General features: G+C 67.0%; 24 protein-coding genes. All 24 read left to right on the forward strand.

Annotated elements, in window-relative coordinates; all coding sequences use genetic code 11:
• The first annotated feature begins 26 nt into the window (after positions 1-26).
• The 24 genes from fusA (at position 27) to rplO (ending at position 15,705) form a co-directional block, all read left to right on the forward strand.
• On the forward strand, positions 27-2,144 hold the full coding sequence (gene fusA, locus HQQ79_RS04980; RefSeq protein WP_027466735.1) for an elongation factor G: 2,118 nt from the start codon (positions 27-29) through the stop codon (positions 2,142-2,144).
• A gap of 147 nt (positions 2,145-2,291) precedes the next feature.
• A complete protein-coding gene (tuf, locus tag HQQ79_RS04985; RefSeq protein WP_027466734.1) occupies positions 2,292-3,479 on the forward strand; it encodes an elongation factor Tu in 1,188 nt (395 codons plus the stop codon).
• Positions 3,480-3,651: 172 nt separating this feature from the next.
• Positions 3,652-4,629, forward strand: a complete 978-nt coding sequence (locus tag HQQ79_RS04990; RefSeq protein ID WP_173032755.1) for a DNA topoisomerase IB — start codon at positions 3,652-3,654, stop codon at positions 4,627-4,629.
• Positions 4,630-4,709: 80 nt separating this feature from the next.
• Positions 4,710-5,537, forward strand: coding sequence for a DarT ssDNA thymidine ADP-ribosyltransferase family protein (locus HQQ79_RS18580; protein WP_051596996.1), 828 nt, complete (start codon positions 4,710-4,712; stop codon positions 5,535-5,537).
• 521 nt (positions 5,538-6,058) lie between these two features.
• A complete protein-coding gene (rpsJ, locus tag HQQ79_RS05000) occupies positions 6,059-6,367 on the forward strand; it encodes a 30S ribosomal protein S10 (RefSeq protein ID WP_017885534.1) in 309 nt (102 codons plus the stop codon).
• A 12-nt stretch (positions 6,368-6,379) separates the two neighbouring features.
• Positions 6,380-7,036 (forward strand): 50S ribosomal protein L3, encoded by a 657-nt coding sequence (gene rplC / locus HQQ79_RS05005; protein WP_027466731.1) that lies wholly within the window; start codon positions 6,380-6,382, stop codon positions 7,034-7,036.
• Positions 7,037-7,038: 2 nt separating this feature from the next.
• Entirely contained in the window at positions 7,039-7,698 is a 660-nt protein-coding gene (gene rplD, locus HQQ79_RS05010) for a 50S ribosomal protein L4 (RefSeq protein ID WP_027466730.1), read from the forward strand.
• Positions 7,695-7,994: a 50S ribosomal protein L23 gene (rplW, locus tag HQQ79_RS05015; RefSeq protein WP_027466729.1), complete on the forward strand. Its 300-nt coding sequence runs from the start codon at positions 7,695-7,697 to the stop codon at positions 7,992-7,994. The genes rplD and rplW overlap by 4 nt, the downstream gene beginning before the upstream one ends.
• A gap of 18 nt (positions 7,995-8,012) precedes the next feature.
• Positions 8,013-8,852, forward strand: a complete 840-nt coding sequence (gene rplB / locus HQQ79_RS05020) for a 50S ribosomal protein L2 (RefSeq protein WP_027466728.1) — start codon at positions 8,013-8,015, stop codon at positions 8,850-8,852.
• 11 nt (positions 8,853-8,863) lie between these two features.
• Positions 8,864-9,145, forward strand: a complete 282-nt coding sequence (gene rpsS, locus HQQ79_RS05025; RefSeq protein ID WP_017885529.1) for a 30S ribosomal protein S19 — start codon at positions 8,864-8,866, stop codon at positions 9,143-9,145.
• A 25-nt stretch (positions 9,146-9,170) separates the two neighbouring features.
• Entirely contained in the window at positions 9,171-9,563 is a 393-nt protein-coding gene (gene rplV, locus HQQ79_RS05030; RefSeq protein ID WP_035809257.1) for a 50S ribosomal protein L22, read from the forward strand.
• Entirely contained in the window at positions 9,563-10,375 is an 813-nt protein-coding gene (rpsC, locus tag HQQ79_RS05035; RefSeq protein WP_017885527.1) for a 30S ribosomal protein S3, read from the forward strand. The genes rplV and rpsC overlap by 1 nt, the downstream gene beginning before the upstream one ends.
• 2 nt (positions 10,376-10,377) lie before the next feature.
• Positions 10,378-10,797 (forward strand): 50S ribosomal protein L16, encoded by a 420-nt coding sequence (gene rplP, locus HQQ79_RS05040; protein ID WP_017885526.1) that lies wholly within the window; start codon positions 10,378-10,380, stop codon positions 10,795-10,797.
• Complete coding sequence (rpmC, locus tag HQQ79_RS18885) at positions 10,797-11,117, forward strand: 50S ribosomal protein L29 (RefSeq protein WP_017885525.1); 321 nt, start codon at positions 10,797-10,799, stop codon at positions 11,115-11,117. The genes rplP and rpmC overlap by 1 nt, the downstream gene beginning before the upstream one ends.
• A complete protein-coding gene (rpsQ, locus tag HQQ79_RS05050) occupies positions 11,117-11,401 on the forward strand; it encodes a 30S ribosomal protein S17 (RefSeq protein WP_017885524.1) in 285 nt (94 codons plus the stop codon). Before rpmC ends, rpsQ begins: the two co-directional genes overlap by 1 nt.
• A gap of 31 nt (positions 11,402-11,432) precedes the next feature.
• Positions 11,433-11,801: a 50S ribosomal protein L14 gene (rplN, locus tag HQQ79_RS05055; protein ID WP_017885523.1), complete on the forward strand. Its 369-nt coding sequence runs from the start codon at positions 11,433-11,435 to the stop codon at positions 11,799-11,801.
• A gap of 3 nt (positions 11,802-11,804) precedes the next feature.
• On the forward strand, positions 11,805-12,164 hold the full coding sequence (rplX, locus tag HQQ79_RS05060) for a 50S ribosomal protein L24 (RefSeq protein WP_017885522.1): 360 nt from the start codon (positions 11,805-11,807) through the stop codon (positions 12,162-12,164).
• Positions 12,164-12,754, forward strand: coding sequence for a 50S ribosomal protein L5 (gene rplE / locus HQQ79_RS05065; protein ID WP_042537502.1), 591 nt, complete (start codon positions 12,164-12,166; stop codon positions 12,752-12,754). The genes rplX and rplE overlap by 1 nt, the downstream gene beginning before the upstream one ends.
• 153 nt (positions 12,755-12,907) lie before the next feature.
• Positions 12,908-13,306: a 30S ribosomal protein S8 gene (gene rpsH / locus HQQ79_RS05070; RefSeq protein ID WP_017885519.1), complete on the forward strand. Its 399-nt coding sequence runs from the start codon at positions 12,908-12,910 to the stop codon at positions 13,304-13,306.
• Positions 13,307-13,312: 6 nt separating this feature from the next.
• Positions 13,313-13,849, forward strand: coding sequence for a 50S ribosomal protein L6 (gene rplF / locus HQQ79_RS05075; RefSeq protein ID WP_017885518.1), 537 nt, complete (start codon positions 13,313-13,315; stop codon positions 13,847-13,849).
• 2 nt (positions 13,850-13,851) lie between these two features.
• Complete coding sequence (gene rplR, locus HQQ79_RS05080; RefSeq protein WP_027466725.1) at positions 13,852-14,226, forward strand: 50S ribosomal protein L18; 375 nt, start codon at positions 13,852-13,854, stop codon at positions 14,224-14,226.
• Complete coding sequence (rpsE, locus tag HQQ79_RS18375; protein ID WP_173032757.1) at positions 14,223-15,059, forward strand: 30S ribosomal protein S5; 837 nt, start codon at positions 14,223-14,225, stop codon at positions 15,057-15,059. The genes rplR and rpsE overlap by 4 nt, the downstream gene beginning before the upstream one ends.
• Entirely contained in the window at positions 15,059-15,244 is a 186-nt protein-coding gene (gene rpmD, locus HQQ79_RS05090; RefSeq protein ID WP_017885515.1) for a 50S ribosomal protein L30, read from the forward strand. Before rpsE ends, rpmD begins: the two co-directional genes overlap by 1 nt.
• Entirely contained in the window at positions 15,241-15,705 is a 465-nt protein-coding gene (gene rplO, locus HQQ79_RS05095) for a 50S ribosomal protein L15 (protein WP_027466723.1), read from the forward strand. Before rpmD ends, rplO begins: the two co-directional genes overlap by 4 nt.
• The last annotated feature ends 4 nt before the right edge of the window (positions 15,706-15,709 follow it).

A 15,709-nucleotide genomic window follows, 5' to 3' on the forward strand; every position in this document is an offset into this window, starting at 1 on the left:
TCCTACAACTCTTCCGGAGGAACCCTGTGGCACAGGACGTGCTCACCGACCTGAACAAGGTCCGCAACATCGGCATCATGGCGCACATCGATGCCGGCAAGACCACGACGACCGAGCGCATCCTGTTCTACACGGGCATCACGCACAAGATCGGTGAGGTCCACGACGGCGCTGCCACGATGGACTGGATGGCGCAGGAGCAGGAGCGCGGCATCACGATCACGTCGGCCGCGACGACCTGCTTCTGGGACAACAACCAGATCAACATCATCGACACCCCCGGTCACGTGGACTTCACGGTCGAGGTGGAGCGCTCGCTCCGCGTCCTCGACGGTGCGGTCGCCGTCTTCGACGGCAAGGAGGGCGTCGAGCCCCAGTCCGAGACCGTCTGGCGTCAGGCCGACAAGTACGACGTCCCGCGCATCTGCTTCGTCAACAAGATGGACAAGCTGGGCGCCGACTTCTACTACACCGTCGACACCATCGTGAACCGCCTCGGCGCGGAACCCCTCGTGCTCCAGCTGCCGATCGGTTCCGAGAGCTCGTTCGAAGGCGTCGTCGACCTCGTCCAGATGCGTGCACTCACCTGGCGCGGCGACGCCAAGGGTGACGTCGCGATGGGCGCGAAGTACGAGATCGAAGAGATCCCGGCCGACCTGCAGGACCGTGCCGCCGAGTACCGCGAGAAGCTCATCGAGCGCGTGGCCGAGGCGGACGACGTCCTCATGGAGCGCTACCTCGAGGGCGACACCGACTTCTCGGTCGCCGAGATCAAGGCAGCCATCCGTGCCCTCACGGTGAGCAGCACGCTCTACCCGGTCCTCTGCGGTTCCGCGTTCAAGAACCGTGGTGTCCAGCCGATGCTCGACGCCGTCATCGACTACCTCCCGTCCCCGCTCGACGTGCCGCCGATGATCGGCCACGACGTCAAGGACGAGGAGAAGGAGATCATCCGCAAGCCCGACGCGTCCGAGCCGTTCTCGGCCCTCGCGTTCAAGGTCGCGGTGCACCCGTTCTTCGGTCGTCTGACCTACGTGCGCGTCTACTCCGGCTCGATCGAGTCCGGTGCCCAGGTCATCAACTCGACCAAGGGCAAGAAGGAGCGCATCGGCAAGATCTTCCAGATGCACTCCAACAAGGAGAACCCGGTCGCCAACGTGACCGCTGGCCACATCTACGCGGTCATCGGCCTCAAGGACACCACCACCGGTGACACCCTGTGCGACCCGACCAACCAGGTCGTCCTCGAGTCGATGACGTTCCCGGAGCCGGTCATCGAGGTCGCCATCGAGCCGAACACGAAGGCTGACCAGGAGAAGCTCTCCACGGCCATCCAGAAGCTCGCCGAAGAGGACCCGACGTTCCGCGTCGAGCTCAACGCCGAGACCGGTCAGACGACGATCAAGGGCATGGGCGAGCTCCACCTCGACATCCTCGTCGACCGCATGAAGCGTGAGTTCCACGTCGAGGCGAGCGTCGGCAAGCCCCAGGTGGCCTACCGCGAGACGCTCACCAAGATCGTCGAGCGCTACGACTACACCCACAAGAAGCAGACCGGTGGTTCCGGCCAGTTCGCGAAGGTGCAGATCGCGCTCGAGCCGATGGAGGTCACGAGCGAGAAGGTCTACGAGTTCGTCAACGCGACCTCCGGTGGCCGTGTCCCGCGCGAGTACATCCCGTCGGTCGACGCCGGTATCCAGGACGCCATGCAGGTCGGCATCCTGGCGGGCTACCCGACGGTCGGCGTGAAGGCCATCCTCAAGGACGGCGCGGCGCACGACGTCGACTCGTCCGAGATGGCGTTCAAGATCGCCGGCTCGATCGCCTACAAGGAAGCGGCTCGCAAGGCCGGTCCGGCGATCCTCGAGCCGATCATGGCCGTCGAGGTCCGTACTCCTGAGGAGTACATGGGCGACGTCATCGGTGACCTGAACTCCCGTCGTGGCCAGATCGCCTCGATGGAGGACGCCTCGGGCGTCAAGGTGGTCCGCGCGAGCGTGCCGCTGTCCGAGATGTTCGGCTACGTCGGCGACCTGCGGTCGAAGACCTCTGGTCGTGCGGTCTACTCGATGACCTTCGAGACCTACAGCCAGGTCCCGGCCAAGGTCGCCGAGGAGATCATCGCGAAGAACGCGGGGGAGTAGCGCTCAGCGCTTCTCCACAGGCGGGGGCGCCCGGCGACGGGCCCCTCGCCACCAAGTAAAGTACAGACACACACCGCGCACCAACGGTTCCGAGCCCATCCAGGGCCGGCCGGGGGTGACGCTCCCGAGTCCTGAGGAGGACCCACAGTGGCCAAGGCCAAGTTCGAGCGCACCAAGCCGCACGTCAACATCGGAACCATCGGTCACGTCGACCACGGCAAGACCACGCTCACGGCGGCGATCACCAAGGTTCTGCACGACCAGTACCCGGACCTCAACGAGGCCCGCGACTTCGCGCAGATCGACAACGCTCCCGAGGAGCGCCAGCGCGGCATCACGATCAACATCTCGCACGTCGAGTACCAGACCGAGAAGCGTCACTACGCGCACGTCGACGCCCCCGGTCACGCCGACTACGTGAAGAACATGATCACGGGTGCGGCACAGATGGACGGCGCGATCCTCGTGGTCGCCGCCACCGACGGCCCGATGCCCCAGACGCGTGAGCACGTGCTGCTCGCCCGCCAGGTCGGCGTCCCCTACATCGTCGTCGCACTGAACAAGTCCGACATGGTGGACGACGAGGAGATCCTGGAGCTCGTCGAGCTCGAGGTCCGCGAGCTCCTCGGCTCGCAGCAGTTCGACGAGGACGCCCCCGTCGTGCAGGTCTCGGCGCTCAAGGCGCTCGAGGGCGACGAGAAGTGGGTCAAGTCGGTCCAGGACCTCATGGCCCAGGTCGACGAGCACGTGCCGGACCCGGTGCGCGCCACCGACCAGCCGTTCCTGATGCCGATCGAGGACGTCTTCACGATCACCGGTCGTGGCACGGTCGTCACCGGTCGCGTCGAGCGTGGCACGCTCAACCTGAACGCCGAGGTCGAGATCGTCGGCATCCGCGCGACGCAGAAGACCACCGTCACGGGCATCGAGATGTTCCGCAAGCTGCTCGACCAGGCGGTCGCCGGTGACAACACCGGTCTGCTGATCCGTGGCCTCAAGCGCGAGGACGTGGAGCGCGGCCAGGTCGTCGTGAAGCCGGGTTCGGTCACGCCGCACACCGAGTTCCAGGCGAACGCGTACATCCTGACCAAGGACGAGGGTGGGCGTCACAACCCGTTCTACGCGAACTACCGCCCGCAGTTCTACTTCCGCACCACGGACGTCACCGGCGTCATCACGCTGCCCGAGGGCACCGAGATGGTCATGCCCGGTGACACCGTCGCCATGACGGTCGAGCTGATCCAGCCGATCGCCATGGAAGAGGGCCTCCGTTTCGCCATCCGTGAGGGTGGTCGTACGGTCGGTGCCGGTACGGTCGAGAAGATCATCAAGTAACTCCGGTTCCTTGCGACAGCGGGGTCGGGCCTTCGGGCCCGGCCCCGCTTCGTCGTGTCCGGCCCCTGGCGCGCGTACGGGGCGCCGGACAGGAGGACCGGGGCGGGGCCCGCCACGGGCCTCCAGTCCGCCCCGTGACCCGTCACAGGCGTCACGGAGTTGGCTCGACGTCGTGACACGCCTCCGCAGATCCGCGACCTCTGGTCGCGGCTACCACCGCGTCCGTTCCGGAAGCGGTTTCTCGTTCCGCGACCCCGACGGCAACACCGTGACGGACCCGGACGAACGCCGTCGGCTCGAGGAGTTCGTGATCCCGCCGGCGTGGGACGACGTCTGGATCTCCCCGTACGAGAACGGCCACATCCTGGCGACGGGCATGGACGGCGCGGGACGCCGCCAGTACATGTACCACCCGTCCTGGCGCGAACGGATGGACCGGATCAAGTACGACCGTGCGCTGGCACTGGCCGAGTCGTTGCCGGTCGCCCGCCGCGGGGTCACGCAGGACCTCCGTCGCCCCGAACCGGACCGCCGCCGTGCGCTGGCAGCAGCGTTCCGGATGCTCGACCAGGGGTCCCTCCGGGTCGGGTCCGAGCGGTACGCCACCGAGCACGGCAGTCGGGGACTGTCCACGCTGCTCTGTGCGCACGCACACGTGTCCGGCGACGACATCGAGCTCGACTTCCCCGGCAAGAGCGGGCAGGAGTGGTCGTCGTCGATCCACGACCACGACCTGGCGCGGGTGATCGCGGGCATGAAGCGTCGCGGGCCCAACGCGCGGTTGCTCTCGTTCCGTGAGCGCCGCGGAGCGGAGTGGGAGCCGCTCTCCGCCGAGGACATCAACGCCTACGTGAAGGAACGTGCGGGCGACGAGTTCACCGCGAAGGACTTCCGGACCCTGCACGGGACGGTCGCAGCCGCCGTCGACCTGGCGAAGACCGGACCGCAGTCGTCCCAGGCGAAGCGGAAGAAGGCCGTCTCGCACGCGGTGAAGGCCGCCAGCGACGAGCTCGGCAACACCCCGACGGTGTGCCGACAGAGCTACATCGACCCCCGGTTGCTCGACGCGTACGACCACGGGGAGACCATCGACCCGAACCGCCTGGCGTCCGCCGAGGCCGAGGTCCGGGCACTGCTCTACCGACAATGACCCGGGGGCCGTCCGGATGACGTAGCGTTGGTCGACGTGCCGGACCACCCCCACACGGCACGGAAGGACCCACAACAGTCGTGACCGACGAGTGCATCCACGGATTCCCCACCGAGCTCTGCGACATCTGCGCACCCCGGCAGCGCGAGGCGTCGGAGATCCCAGCCACCCCGGCCCCCCGCCGGACCCGCATCACCACCAACCTGCGCGTCGACCCGCCGGCCTCCGGCCCCGGGACGTCGCTCCGGTCGCCGACGTCGCTCCGTTCGTCGTCCGCCGACCTGCCCGAGGCACGTGAGTTCGCAGCGCTCCGCGCCCACCACGTGACCCACATCGACAACCTCGACGGCATCGTCGGTGCCGGGGCGATCCTGGCGTCCGACCAGGCCGAGCCGGTCGTGGACGTCAGTTCCGCCGAGACCCGTGCCGCCCGCGCCGAGGCCGAGGCCCCCGACGGCTCCTCGATCGCCGGCCACGTGCCGTTCACGCTGTCGCCCGACGCCACCCGCTGGGACGAGCTCCGCACGGGCGCCGACGGTGAGCGCTGGTCGGACGCCGCCCGCCGTACCAGGGCGATCGACTACGTCGTGCTCGTCGTGCCGGTATCGGCGTTCGGTGCCTCGGTGATCGTCGCCGACCAGGACGCCGACGCCGACGACGTCCGGTTCGCCGTCGGCCCGGACGCCGGCACGAACCTGATCCGCCGCACCGACTTCACCGACCCCGAGATGCACGGCCTCGAGCTGCTCGCCGGTCCGAGTGTGCCGTTCACGTCGGTCGCGGTCATCGGCGTGCCGAACGACAAGGCCCGGCAGACCGTCCGCGCCGTGCTCGCCGACCACGGCGGACACGCTCCGCGAGTGGCCGTCTTCCCGCCGTGGTTCGTGCCCCCGGTGACCGCCGAGTGACGGTCTCCTGACCCGTTTCGACGCACCCTCCGGACCCCGTCCGGAGGGTGCGTCGCGTTGCGGGGCCGAGCCGGGCCTCCAGGCCGTTCGATCCGCGTGGATCCGCGGAAGCGAGCCGGCGGGACACGCCCGGCAATTCGCGACACGCCCGGGTTGCACGTGGGGCGGGGCTATGCGAGACTTGTCCGGTTCCGAATTCCCCGTGGGTGTACGCCCACAGGATCACTGCTCTGGCAGTGCACAACCCCCTTGTTCAGCAGGGCTGGGTTGGGCCGCAGGCAGCAGAACACGACTCCCCGAGATGTGACGGACGCGGTGTACCACTGCTGCGCCCGGAGCGCGAGGCAGTCGATTGCCCACGCTGGACGGCCACGGTCGCCCGCGAGGTTGACAGGTGAACAGCGGTCATCCCCAGTGGATGCGGCCGGTTGGTTCAGGAAAACAGCACGGTCCGCAGGAATGCGGAACCGAGCGGCGTCAGGCGGCCAGAGGGTGCGCGGCGCAGAGAGGACAAGAGACACATGGCGGGACAGAAGATCCGCATCCGGCTCAAGTCGTATGACCACGAGGTCATCGACACGTCGGCCCGGAAGATCGTCGACACGGTGACCCGTGCCGGTGCAACCGTGGTCGGCCCGGTGCCGCTCCCCACCGAGAAGAACGTGATCGCAGTGATCCGTTCCCCTCACAAGTACAAGGACTCGCGCGAGCACTTCGAGAAGCGCACGCACAAGCGGGTCATCGACATCGTCGACCCGACGCCGAAGGCCGTGGACTCGCTCATGCGACTCGACCTGCCGGCAGACGTCAACATCGAGATCAAGCTGTAAGGGGGCTGACCAATGGCGAACTCAACCAAGACCGTCAAGGGCCTCCTCGGCAAGAAGCTCGGCATGACGCAGGTGTGGGACGAGAACAACAAGTTCATCCCCGTCACCGTGATCGAGGTCGGCCCGAACGTGGTCACCCAGATCCGCAACGCTGAGCGCGACGGCTACGAGGCGATCCAGATCGCCGCCGGCGCCATCGACCCGCGCAAGGTCAACAAGCCGGCCGCTGGCCACTTCGAGGCCGCTGGCGTGACCCCGCGTCGCACCCTCACCGAGATCCGTACCAACGACTCCGCTGAGTACACGCTCGGCCAGGAGCTCACCGTGGACGGCACGTTCACGGCGGGCCAGAAGGTCGACGTCGTCGGTACCTCCAAGGGCAAGGGCTTCGCCGGTGTCATGAAGCGTCACGGCTTCCACGGCGTCGGTGCCTCGCACGGTGCGCACCGCAACCACCGCAAGCCCGGCTCGATCGGTGCTTCCTCGACCCCGTCGCGCGTCTTCAAGGGCATGCGCATGGCTGGTCGTATGGGTGGCGACCGCGTGACCGTCCTCAACCTCACGGTGCACGCCGTCGACGCCGAGAAGGGTCTGCTGCTCGTCAAGGGCGCCGTCCCCGGTGCTCGTGGCCGCTCCGTCTTCGTCCGCACCGCCGTGAAGGGTAAGTGATCATGGCCACCACGACCGCAACCACGATCGACGTCCTCGACGCATCGGGTGCCAAGTCCGGCACCGTCGAGCTGCCCGCAGCTCTCTTCGACGTCGAGACCAACGTCCCGCTGATCCACCAGGTCGTCACCGCGCAGCTCGCAGCCGCGCGTCAGGGCACCCACAAGACCAAGAACCGCGGCGAAGTCCGCGGTGCCGGTCGCAAGCCGTTCAAGCAGAAGGGCACCGGCCGCGCCCGTCAGGGTTCCGTCCGTGCTCCGGAGCACACCGGCGGTGGCGTCGTCCACGGACCGACCCCGCGCGACTACTCGCAGCGCACCCCGAAGAAGATGATCGCCGCTGCTCTGCTCGGCTCGCTCTCGGACCGCGCCCGCGGTGGCCGCATCTCCGCTGTGGAGGGCTTCGTCGCGGCTGAACTGCCGTCGACCAAGACCGCCCGCACGCTCCTCGAGAAGGTCGCGCCCGTCAAGAACGTGCTCGTCGTGCTCGAGACGGACGACGAGCTGACGCTCAAGTCGATCCGCAACCTGTCGAACGTCCACGCGCTCTCGTACGGCCAGCTCAACGCCTACGACGTGCTGCGTTCGGACGCCGTCGTCTTCAGCAAGAGCGCCCTCGACGCCTTCATCGCGTCGAAGACCGCGAAGGAGATCACCGCATGAGCGGCTTCAACAAGGACCCGCGCGACGTCATCATCTCGCCGGTCGTCTCGGAGAAGAGCTACGCGCTCATCGACCAGGGCAAGTACACGTTCATCGTGGACCCCCGCTCGAACAAGACCGAGATCAAGCTCGCCATCGAGAAGATCTTCGACGTCAAGGTCGCGAGCATCAACACGCTGAACCGCCCGGGCAAGACCCGTCGCACCAAGTTCGGTCTCGGCAAGCGCAAGGACACCAAGCGCGCCATCGTGACGCTCAAGTCCGGTTCGATCGACATCTTCACGGCTGTCGGCTGAGGACCAGAGGGATAAATCATGGCTATTCGTAACTACAAGCCGACGACCCCCGGTCGTCGCGGCTCGTCGGTCGCAGACTTCGCTGAGATCACCCGTTCGACTCCGGAGAAGTCCCTGCTTCGTCCGCTGCCGAAGACCGGTGGTCGCAACAGCTCCGGCCGTATCACCACGCGTCACATCGGTGGTGGCCACAAGCGCCAGTACCGCGTGATCGACTTCCGTCGCTCCGACAAGGACGGCGTCGACGCCAAGGTCGCTCACATCGAGTACGACCCCAACCGCACTGCGCGCATCGCGCTCCTGCACTACGTGGACGGCACGAAGCGGTACATCATCGCGCCGAACAAGCTGAAGCAGGGCGACGTCATCGAGCAGGGCCCCGGCGCCGACATCAAGCCCGGCAACAACCTGCCGCTGCGCAACATCCCCGTGGGTACCGTCGTGCACGCCATCGAGCTCCGCCCCGGTGGCGGCGCCAAGATGGCCCGCTCCGCCGGCGCCTCGGTGCGTCTCGTCGCCAAGGACGGCCCCTACGCGCAGCTCCGTCTGCCGTCGGGCGAGGTCCGCAACGTCGACGCACGCTGCCGCGCCACCATCGGCGAGGTCGGCAACGCCGAGCAGTCGAACATCAACTGGGGCAAGGCCGGCCGCATGCGCTGGAAGGGCGTCCGCCCGACCGTCCGTGGTGTCGCCATGAACCCGGTCGACCACCCGCACGGTGGTGGTGAGGGCAAGACGTCCGGTGGTCGTCACCCGGTCAGCCCCTGGGGTCAGTCCGAGGGCCGTACGCGCAAGCCGAACAAGCCGAGCGACAAGCTCATCGTCCGTCGCCGTAACGCCGGCAAGAAGCGCAAGTAGGAGTTCAGAAGATGCCACGCAGTCTGAAGAAGGGCCCCTTCGTCGACGAGCACCTGCTCCGCAAGGTCGTCACGCAGAACGAGGCCAACACCAAGAACGTGATCCGTACGTGGTCGCGTCGGTCGATGATCGTCCCGAACATGCTCGGGCACACGATCGCCGTCCACGACGGCCGCAAGCACATCCCGGTGTTCGTCACCGAGTCGATGGTCGGTCACAAGCTCGGCGAGTTCGCGCCGACCCGCACCTTCCGTGGTCACGTGAAGGACGACAAGAAGGGCCGTCGCCGCTGAGGCGGCGACGCAGAGGAGGAACGAAATGGTGGAGTCGATCGCACGCGTGCGACACATCCGCGTCACGCCTCAGAAGGCCCGTCGCGTCATCGAGCTGATCCGCGGCAAGCAGGCCCACGAGGCCCTCGCCATCCTGAAGTTCGCCCCCCAGGGCGCTTCGGAGCCCGTGTACAAGCTGGTCGCCTCGGCGATCGCGAACGCACGGGTCAAGGCGGACTCGACGAACAGCTTCCTCGACGAGCGCGACCTCTACGTGAGCCGCGTCTTCGTCGACGAGGGCACGACCCTGAAGCGGTTCCAGCCGCGCGCCCAGGGCCGCGCCTTCCGCATCAACAAGCGCACCAGCCACATCACGGTCGTCCTCGCGACGCCCGACGAGGCCGAGGTTGCCGCGACGAGCAAGAAGGCGAGCAAGTAATGGGCCAGAAGGTCAACCCGTACGGCTTCCGTCTCGGGATCACGACGGACCACGTCTCGCACTGGTTCACCGACAGCAAGAAGGCCGGTCAGCGCTACGCCGACTACGTGGCCGAGGACATCAAGGTGCGCGAGTACCTGAAGAAGACCCTCGACCGCGCCGGTGTTGCACGCATCGAGCTCGAGCGCACCCGTGACCGTGTCCGCGTGGACATCCACACGGCTCGTCCGGGCATCGTCATCGGCCGCCGCGGCGCCGAGGCGGAGCGCGTTCGCGGTGAGCTCGAGAAGCTCACCAAGAAGCAGATCCAGCTGAACATCCTCGAGGTCAAGAACCCCGAGACCGAGGCCCAGCTCGTCGCGCAGGGCATCGCCGAGCAGCTCTCCGCTCGTGTCGCGTTCCGTCGCGCCATGCGCAAGGGCCTGCAGGGTGCACAGCGCGCCGGCGCCAAGGGTGTCCGCATCCAGGTGTCGGGCCGTCTCGGCGGCGCCGAGATGTCCCGTTCGGAGTTCTACCGCGAAGGCCGTGTGCCGCTGCACACCCTCCGCGCGAACATCGACTACGGCTTCTACGAGGCCCGGACCACGTTCGGCCGCATCGGCGTGAAGGTCTGGATCTACAAGGGCGACATCACGAACAAGGAGCTCGCTCGCGAGCAGGCGAACCAGCGTTCGTCGCGCCCCGAGCGTCGTGGCGGCCCGCGCGGTGAGCGCGGCGACCGTGGCGGCGACCGTCGTGGCGGCGACCGCGGTGACCGTCGCCCGCAGCAGGCCCCGCAGGACGCGCCGGCCGGCGCAGGAGTTGAGGCGTAACCATGCTTATTCCCCGTCGAGTCAAGCACCGCAAGCAGCACCACCCGAAGCGTTCGGGTCAGGCCACCGGTGGTACCAAGGTCAGCTTCGGCGACTACGGCATCCAGGCCCTCACCCCGGCGTACGTGACCAACCGTCAGATCGAGTCCGCTCGTATCGCCATGACGCGTCACATCAAGCGTGGTGGCAAGGTCTGGATCAACATCTACCCGGACCGTCCGCTGACCAAGAAGCCCGCCGAGACCCGCATGGGTTCCGGTAAGGGTTCGCCCGAGTGGTGGGTCGCGAACGTGAAGCCGGGCCGGGTGCTCTTCGAGCTCTCCGGCGTCAGCGAGGAGATCGCCCGTGAGGCGTTGACTCGTGCAATCCACAAGCTGCCCCTCAAGGCACGCATCATCAAGCGCGAGGAGGGCGACGCATAATGGCGATCGGTTCCAAGGAGCTCCGTCCGACGGAGCTCGACACGTTCGAGAACGAGCGTCTCGCTGACGAGCTGAAGAAGGCCAAGGAGGAACTCTTCAACCTCCGCTTCCAGTCGGCCACCGGCCAGCTGGAGAGCCACGGTCGTCTCCGTGCCGTCAAGCGCGACATCGCCCGCATCTACACCGTCCTCCGCGAGCGCGAGCTCGGCATCCGTGCCACTCCCGCGCCCGTCGAGACCGCCCCCAAGGCCAAGAAGACGACGAAGAAGGCTGACAAGCCGGCCGAGTCGACCGAGGCCGAGACCGCCGAGGAGAAGTAATGGCGAACGAAGAGAAGAACTCCGCCGCCCTCACTCGCGGCTACCGCAAGACGCGTCGCGGCTACGTGACGAGCGACAAGATGGACAAGACCATCGTGGTCGAGGTCGAGGACCGCGTGAAGCACGCGCTCTACGGCAAGATCATCCGTCGCACGTCCAAGGTGAAGGCCCACGACGAGCTCGGCACCGCTGGTGTCGGCGACCTCGTCGTGATCAGCGAGACCCGTCCCCTCAGCGCGTCCAAGCGCTGGCGCCTGGTCGAGATCCTCGAGAAGGCCAAGTAGGCCTCGGCCTGCTTCGGAATAGGAGACAGCAGTGATTCAGCAGGAATCCCGCCTGAAGGTCGCCGACAACACGGGTGCCAAGGAGATCTTGACCATCCGCGTGCTCGGTGGCTCGGGTCGTCGCTACGCCGGCCTCGGTGACGTCATCGTCGCCACGGTGAAGGACGCCATCCCCGGCGGCAACGTGAAGAAGGGTGACGTCGTCAAGGCGGTCATCGTTCGCACCAAGAAGGAGACCCGTCGTCAGGACGGCTCCTACATCAAGTTCGACGAGAACGCGGCAGTGATCCTCAAGGCCGACGGCGACCCGCGCGGTACGCGCATCTTCGGTCCGGTCGGTCGCGAGCTCCGTGACAAGAAGTTCATGAAGATCATCTCGCTCGCGCCGGAGGTGCTGTAAGCCATGGCGAACATCAAGAAGGGTGACCTCGTCCAGGTCATCACGGGCGCGACGCAGGAGCGTGGCGGCGACCGTGGCAAGCAGGGCAAGGTCATCGAGGTCCTCAAGGACAAGAACCGCGTCGTCGTCGAGGGCGTGAACTTCGTCACGAAGCACGTCCGCGTCGGTCAGACGCAGCGTGGTTCGAAGACCGGTGGCATCGAGCAGCACGAAGCCTCGATCCACGTCTCGAACGTCGCACTCGTCGACCCGAAGACGAAGAAGCCGACGCGTGTCGGTTTCCGCACCGAAGAGGTGGAGAAGGACGGCGTCAAGAAGACCGTCCGTGTCCGCTACGCGAAGAAGTCTGGTGAGAAGCTCTGATGACTGACACGACTGCTGCGCCCGCTGGCAAGATCCAGCCGCGCCTCAAGCAGAAGTACCTGGCCGAGATCAAGACGGCCCTCACCGAGCAGTTCGGTTACGCGAACGTCAACCAGGTCCCCGGCCTGGTCAAGGTCGTCGTGAACACCGGTGTCGGCGAGGCCGCTCGTGACTCGAAGATCATCGAGGGGGCCATCAAGGACCTCACGGCGATCACGGGTCAGAAGCCCCAGGTCAACATCGCCCGCAAGTCCATCGCACAGTTCAAGCTGCGCGAGGGTCAGGCCATCGGCGCGCACGTCACCCTCCGCGGTGACCGCGCGTGGGAGTTCCTCGACCGCCTGGTGACGCTCGCACTGCCCCGCATCCGCGACTTCCGCGGCCTCAGCGACAAGCAGTTCGACGGCAACGGCAACTACACGTTCGGTCTCACGGAGCAGTCCGTGTTCCACGAGATCGACCAGGACCGCATCGACCGTGTCCGCGGCTTCGACATCACTGTTGTGACCACCGCGAAGACGGACGACGAGGGACGCGCGCTGCTCCGCCAGCTCGGCTTCCCGTTCCGCTCCAACGAGCAGACGGTCTAAACTACTTCGGGCGGTGCGGGCCGGAGGATTCACGTCCTCCGGCCCGCACGCACGAACACACCGATCTCGGGGAACCGCCCCGGGATCACTCGATCGCTCAGGTCGGCATTCGTGGAACGGGTGTCGAAACCAGGTGAGAAATGGACGAACATCATGACGATGACCGATCCGGTCGCAGACATGCTGACCAGATTGCGGAACGCGAACTCCGCGCACCACGACGCAGTCGCGCTCCCGAGCTCCAAGCTCAAGAAGAACATCGCCGACATCCTCAAGCGTGAGGGCTACATCAGCGAGTGGAAGGTGGAGGACGCCCGAGTCGGGCAGACCCTCACCATCGACCTGAAGTACGGCCCCGAGCGCGAGCGTTCGATCGCCGGCATCAAGCGCGTCTCGAAGCCGGGCCTCCGGGTCTACGCGAAGTCGACGGAGATCCCCCAGGTCCTCGGTGGCCTCGGCGTGGCGATCCTCTCGACCTCCTCCGGCCTCCTGACCGACCGCGAAGCCGAGCAGAAGGGCGTGGGTGGGGAAGTCCTCGCCTACGTGTGGTGATCGACAATGTCACGAATCGGACGTCTCCCCATCGACATCCCCGCCGGCGTCACCGTCTCCGTTGACGGTCAGAACGTGGCGGTCAAGGGCCCGAAGGGCGAGCTCGCGCTCGTCATCGCGGAGCCCATCCAGGCCAAGGTCGAGGAGAACCAGGTCCTCGTCACCCGTCCGGACGACGAGCGCGAGTCGCGTTCGCTCCACGGACTGACCCGGACCCTCATCGCCAACAACATCATCGGCGTGACCCAGGGCTACACCAAGGGCCTCGAGGTCGTCGGCACCGGTTACCGTGTCGCGGCCAAGGGCTCGAACCTCGAGTTCGCGCTCGGGTACTCCCACTCGATCACGGTCGAGCCGCCGGCGGGCATCAGCTTCGCGGTGGAGGGCAACAACAAGGTCACCGTCGCCGGTATCGACAAGCAGGCTGTCGGCGAGGTCGCCGCGAACATCCGGAAGCTCCGGAAGCCCGAGCCCTACAAGGGCAAGGGTGTCCGTTACGCCGGCGAGAACGTGCGCCGCAAGGCCGGAAAGTCAGGTAAGTGATCATGGGACTCCTCAAGACACGAGGCAAGAGCAAGGCGGCCGCCAAGGCGCGTCGTCACAACCGTCTCCGCAAGAAGATCACCGGCACCGAGGCTCGTCCCCGTCTCGCCGTCACCCGCTCGTCGCGTCACGTGTTCGTGCAGGTCATCGACGACTCGAAGGGTCACACCCTCGCCAGCGCCTCAACGATGGAGGCAGACCTCCGCTCGTTCGACGGCGACAAGACCGCCAAGGCCCGTCGCGTCGGTGAGCTCCTCGCCGAGCGCGCGAAGTCGGCTGGCGTCGAGGCCGTGGTCTTCGACCGCGGTGGCAGCAAGTACGCCGGTCGCGTCGCCGCGATCGCCGATGGTGCCCGTGAAGGAGGGCTGAACCTGTGAGCGACAACGCGAACACCAACGAAGACGCCAAGACCGAGGCCGTCGAGGCCACGGAGACCGAGGCAGTCGAGACCACGGAGACCACCGAGGCGAGCACGGAGGCCACGGCCCCCGAGGCGACCACGGAGGGCGCCAAGACCGGCAAGGAGGCGGAGGCACCTGCCGTCGCCGAGCGTCCGGTCGAGACCGCCGCGGGCTCCGCGTCCAACAACCGCGACTCCGCTGACAACCGTGGCCGTCGTGGTGGCGGTCGTGACCGTCAGCAGGGCCGCGACCGCAACAACCGCGGTGGCGACAGCCAGTTCCTCGAGCGCGTGGTGACCATCAACCGCGTCTCGAAGGTCGTCAAGGGTGGTCGTCGCTTCAGCTTCACGGCGCTCGTCGTCGTCGGTGACGGCAACGGCCTCGTGGGCGTCGGCTACGGCAAGGCCAAGGAGGTCCCCACGGCGATCTCCAAGGGTGTCGAAGAGGCGAAGAAGAACTTCTTCCGCGTCCCCCGCGTCGGCAACACGATCCCGCACCCGGTGCAGGGTGAAGCCGCCGCTGGCGTCGTCCTCCTGCGTCCGGCCGGCCCCGGTACCGGTGTCATCGCCGGTGGTCCGGTCCGCGCCGTGCTCGAGTGCGCCGGCATCCACGACGTCCTGAGCAAGTCGCTCGGCTCGTCGAACACCATCAACATCGTGCACGCGACCGTCGAGGCTCTGAAGCAGCTCGAGGAGCCCCGCGCCGTCGCGAGCCGTCGTGGCCTCGACGTCGAGCGGGTCGTCCCGGCCCGTCTGCTCCAGGCCGAGGCCGCAGCCCTGCGTGCCGCGACCGAGAAGGCAGGTGCGTGATGGCGATGCTGAAGATCACGCAGATCAAGTCCGTTATCAGCGAGAAGCAGTACCAGCGCGACACCCTGCGCAGCCTGGGCCTCAAGCGCATCGGCCGTTCGGTCGAGCGTGAGGACAACTCCCAGAACCGCGGGTACATCGCGACGGTGGCGCACCTCGTGAAGGTCGAGGAGGTCGACGCATGAGCGACGAGAAGAACGAGCGCGTGCAGGTGCTGAAGCTGCACCACCTCCGTCCCGCAGAGGGCGCCAAGAAGGACCGCACCCGCGTGGGTCGCGGTGAGGGCTCGAAGGGCAAGACCGCTGGGCGTGGTACCAAGGGCACGAAGGCCCGTTACCAGGTCCGGGTCGGCTTCGAGGGTGGGCAGATGCCGCTGCACATGCGCACCCCGAAGCTCCGCGGGTTCAAGAACCCGTTCCGGGTCGAGTACCAGGTCGTGAACCTGGACAAGATCTCGGAGCTCTACCCCGATGGTGGCGACGTCACCGTTGCGGGCCTGGTCGCCAAGGGCGCCGTCCGTAAGAACGAGAAGGTCAAGGTTCTCGGTCAGGGTGACATCACCGTGAAGATCACGGTCACGGTCGACAAGGTCTCGGCGTCCGCCGCCGAGAAGATCGTGGCTGCTGGCGGCACCGTCTCCCAGTAACCCC

It is taken from the genome of Curtobacterium sp. VKM Ac-2852 (assembly GCF_013205045.1).
In the GTDB taxonomy this organism is placed as follows: Bacteria; Actinomycetota; Actinomycetes; order Actinomycetales; family Microbacteriaceae; genus Curtobacterium; species Curtobacterium flaccumfaciens.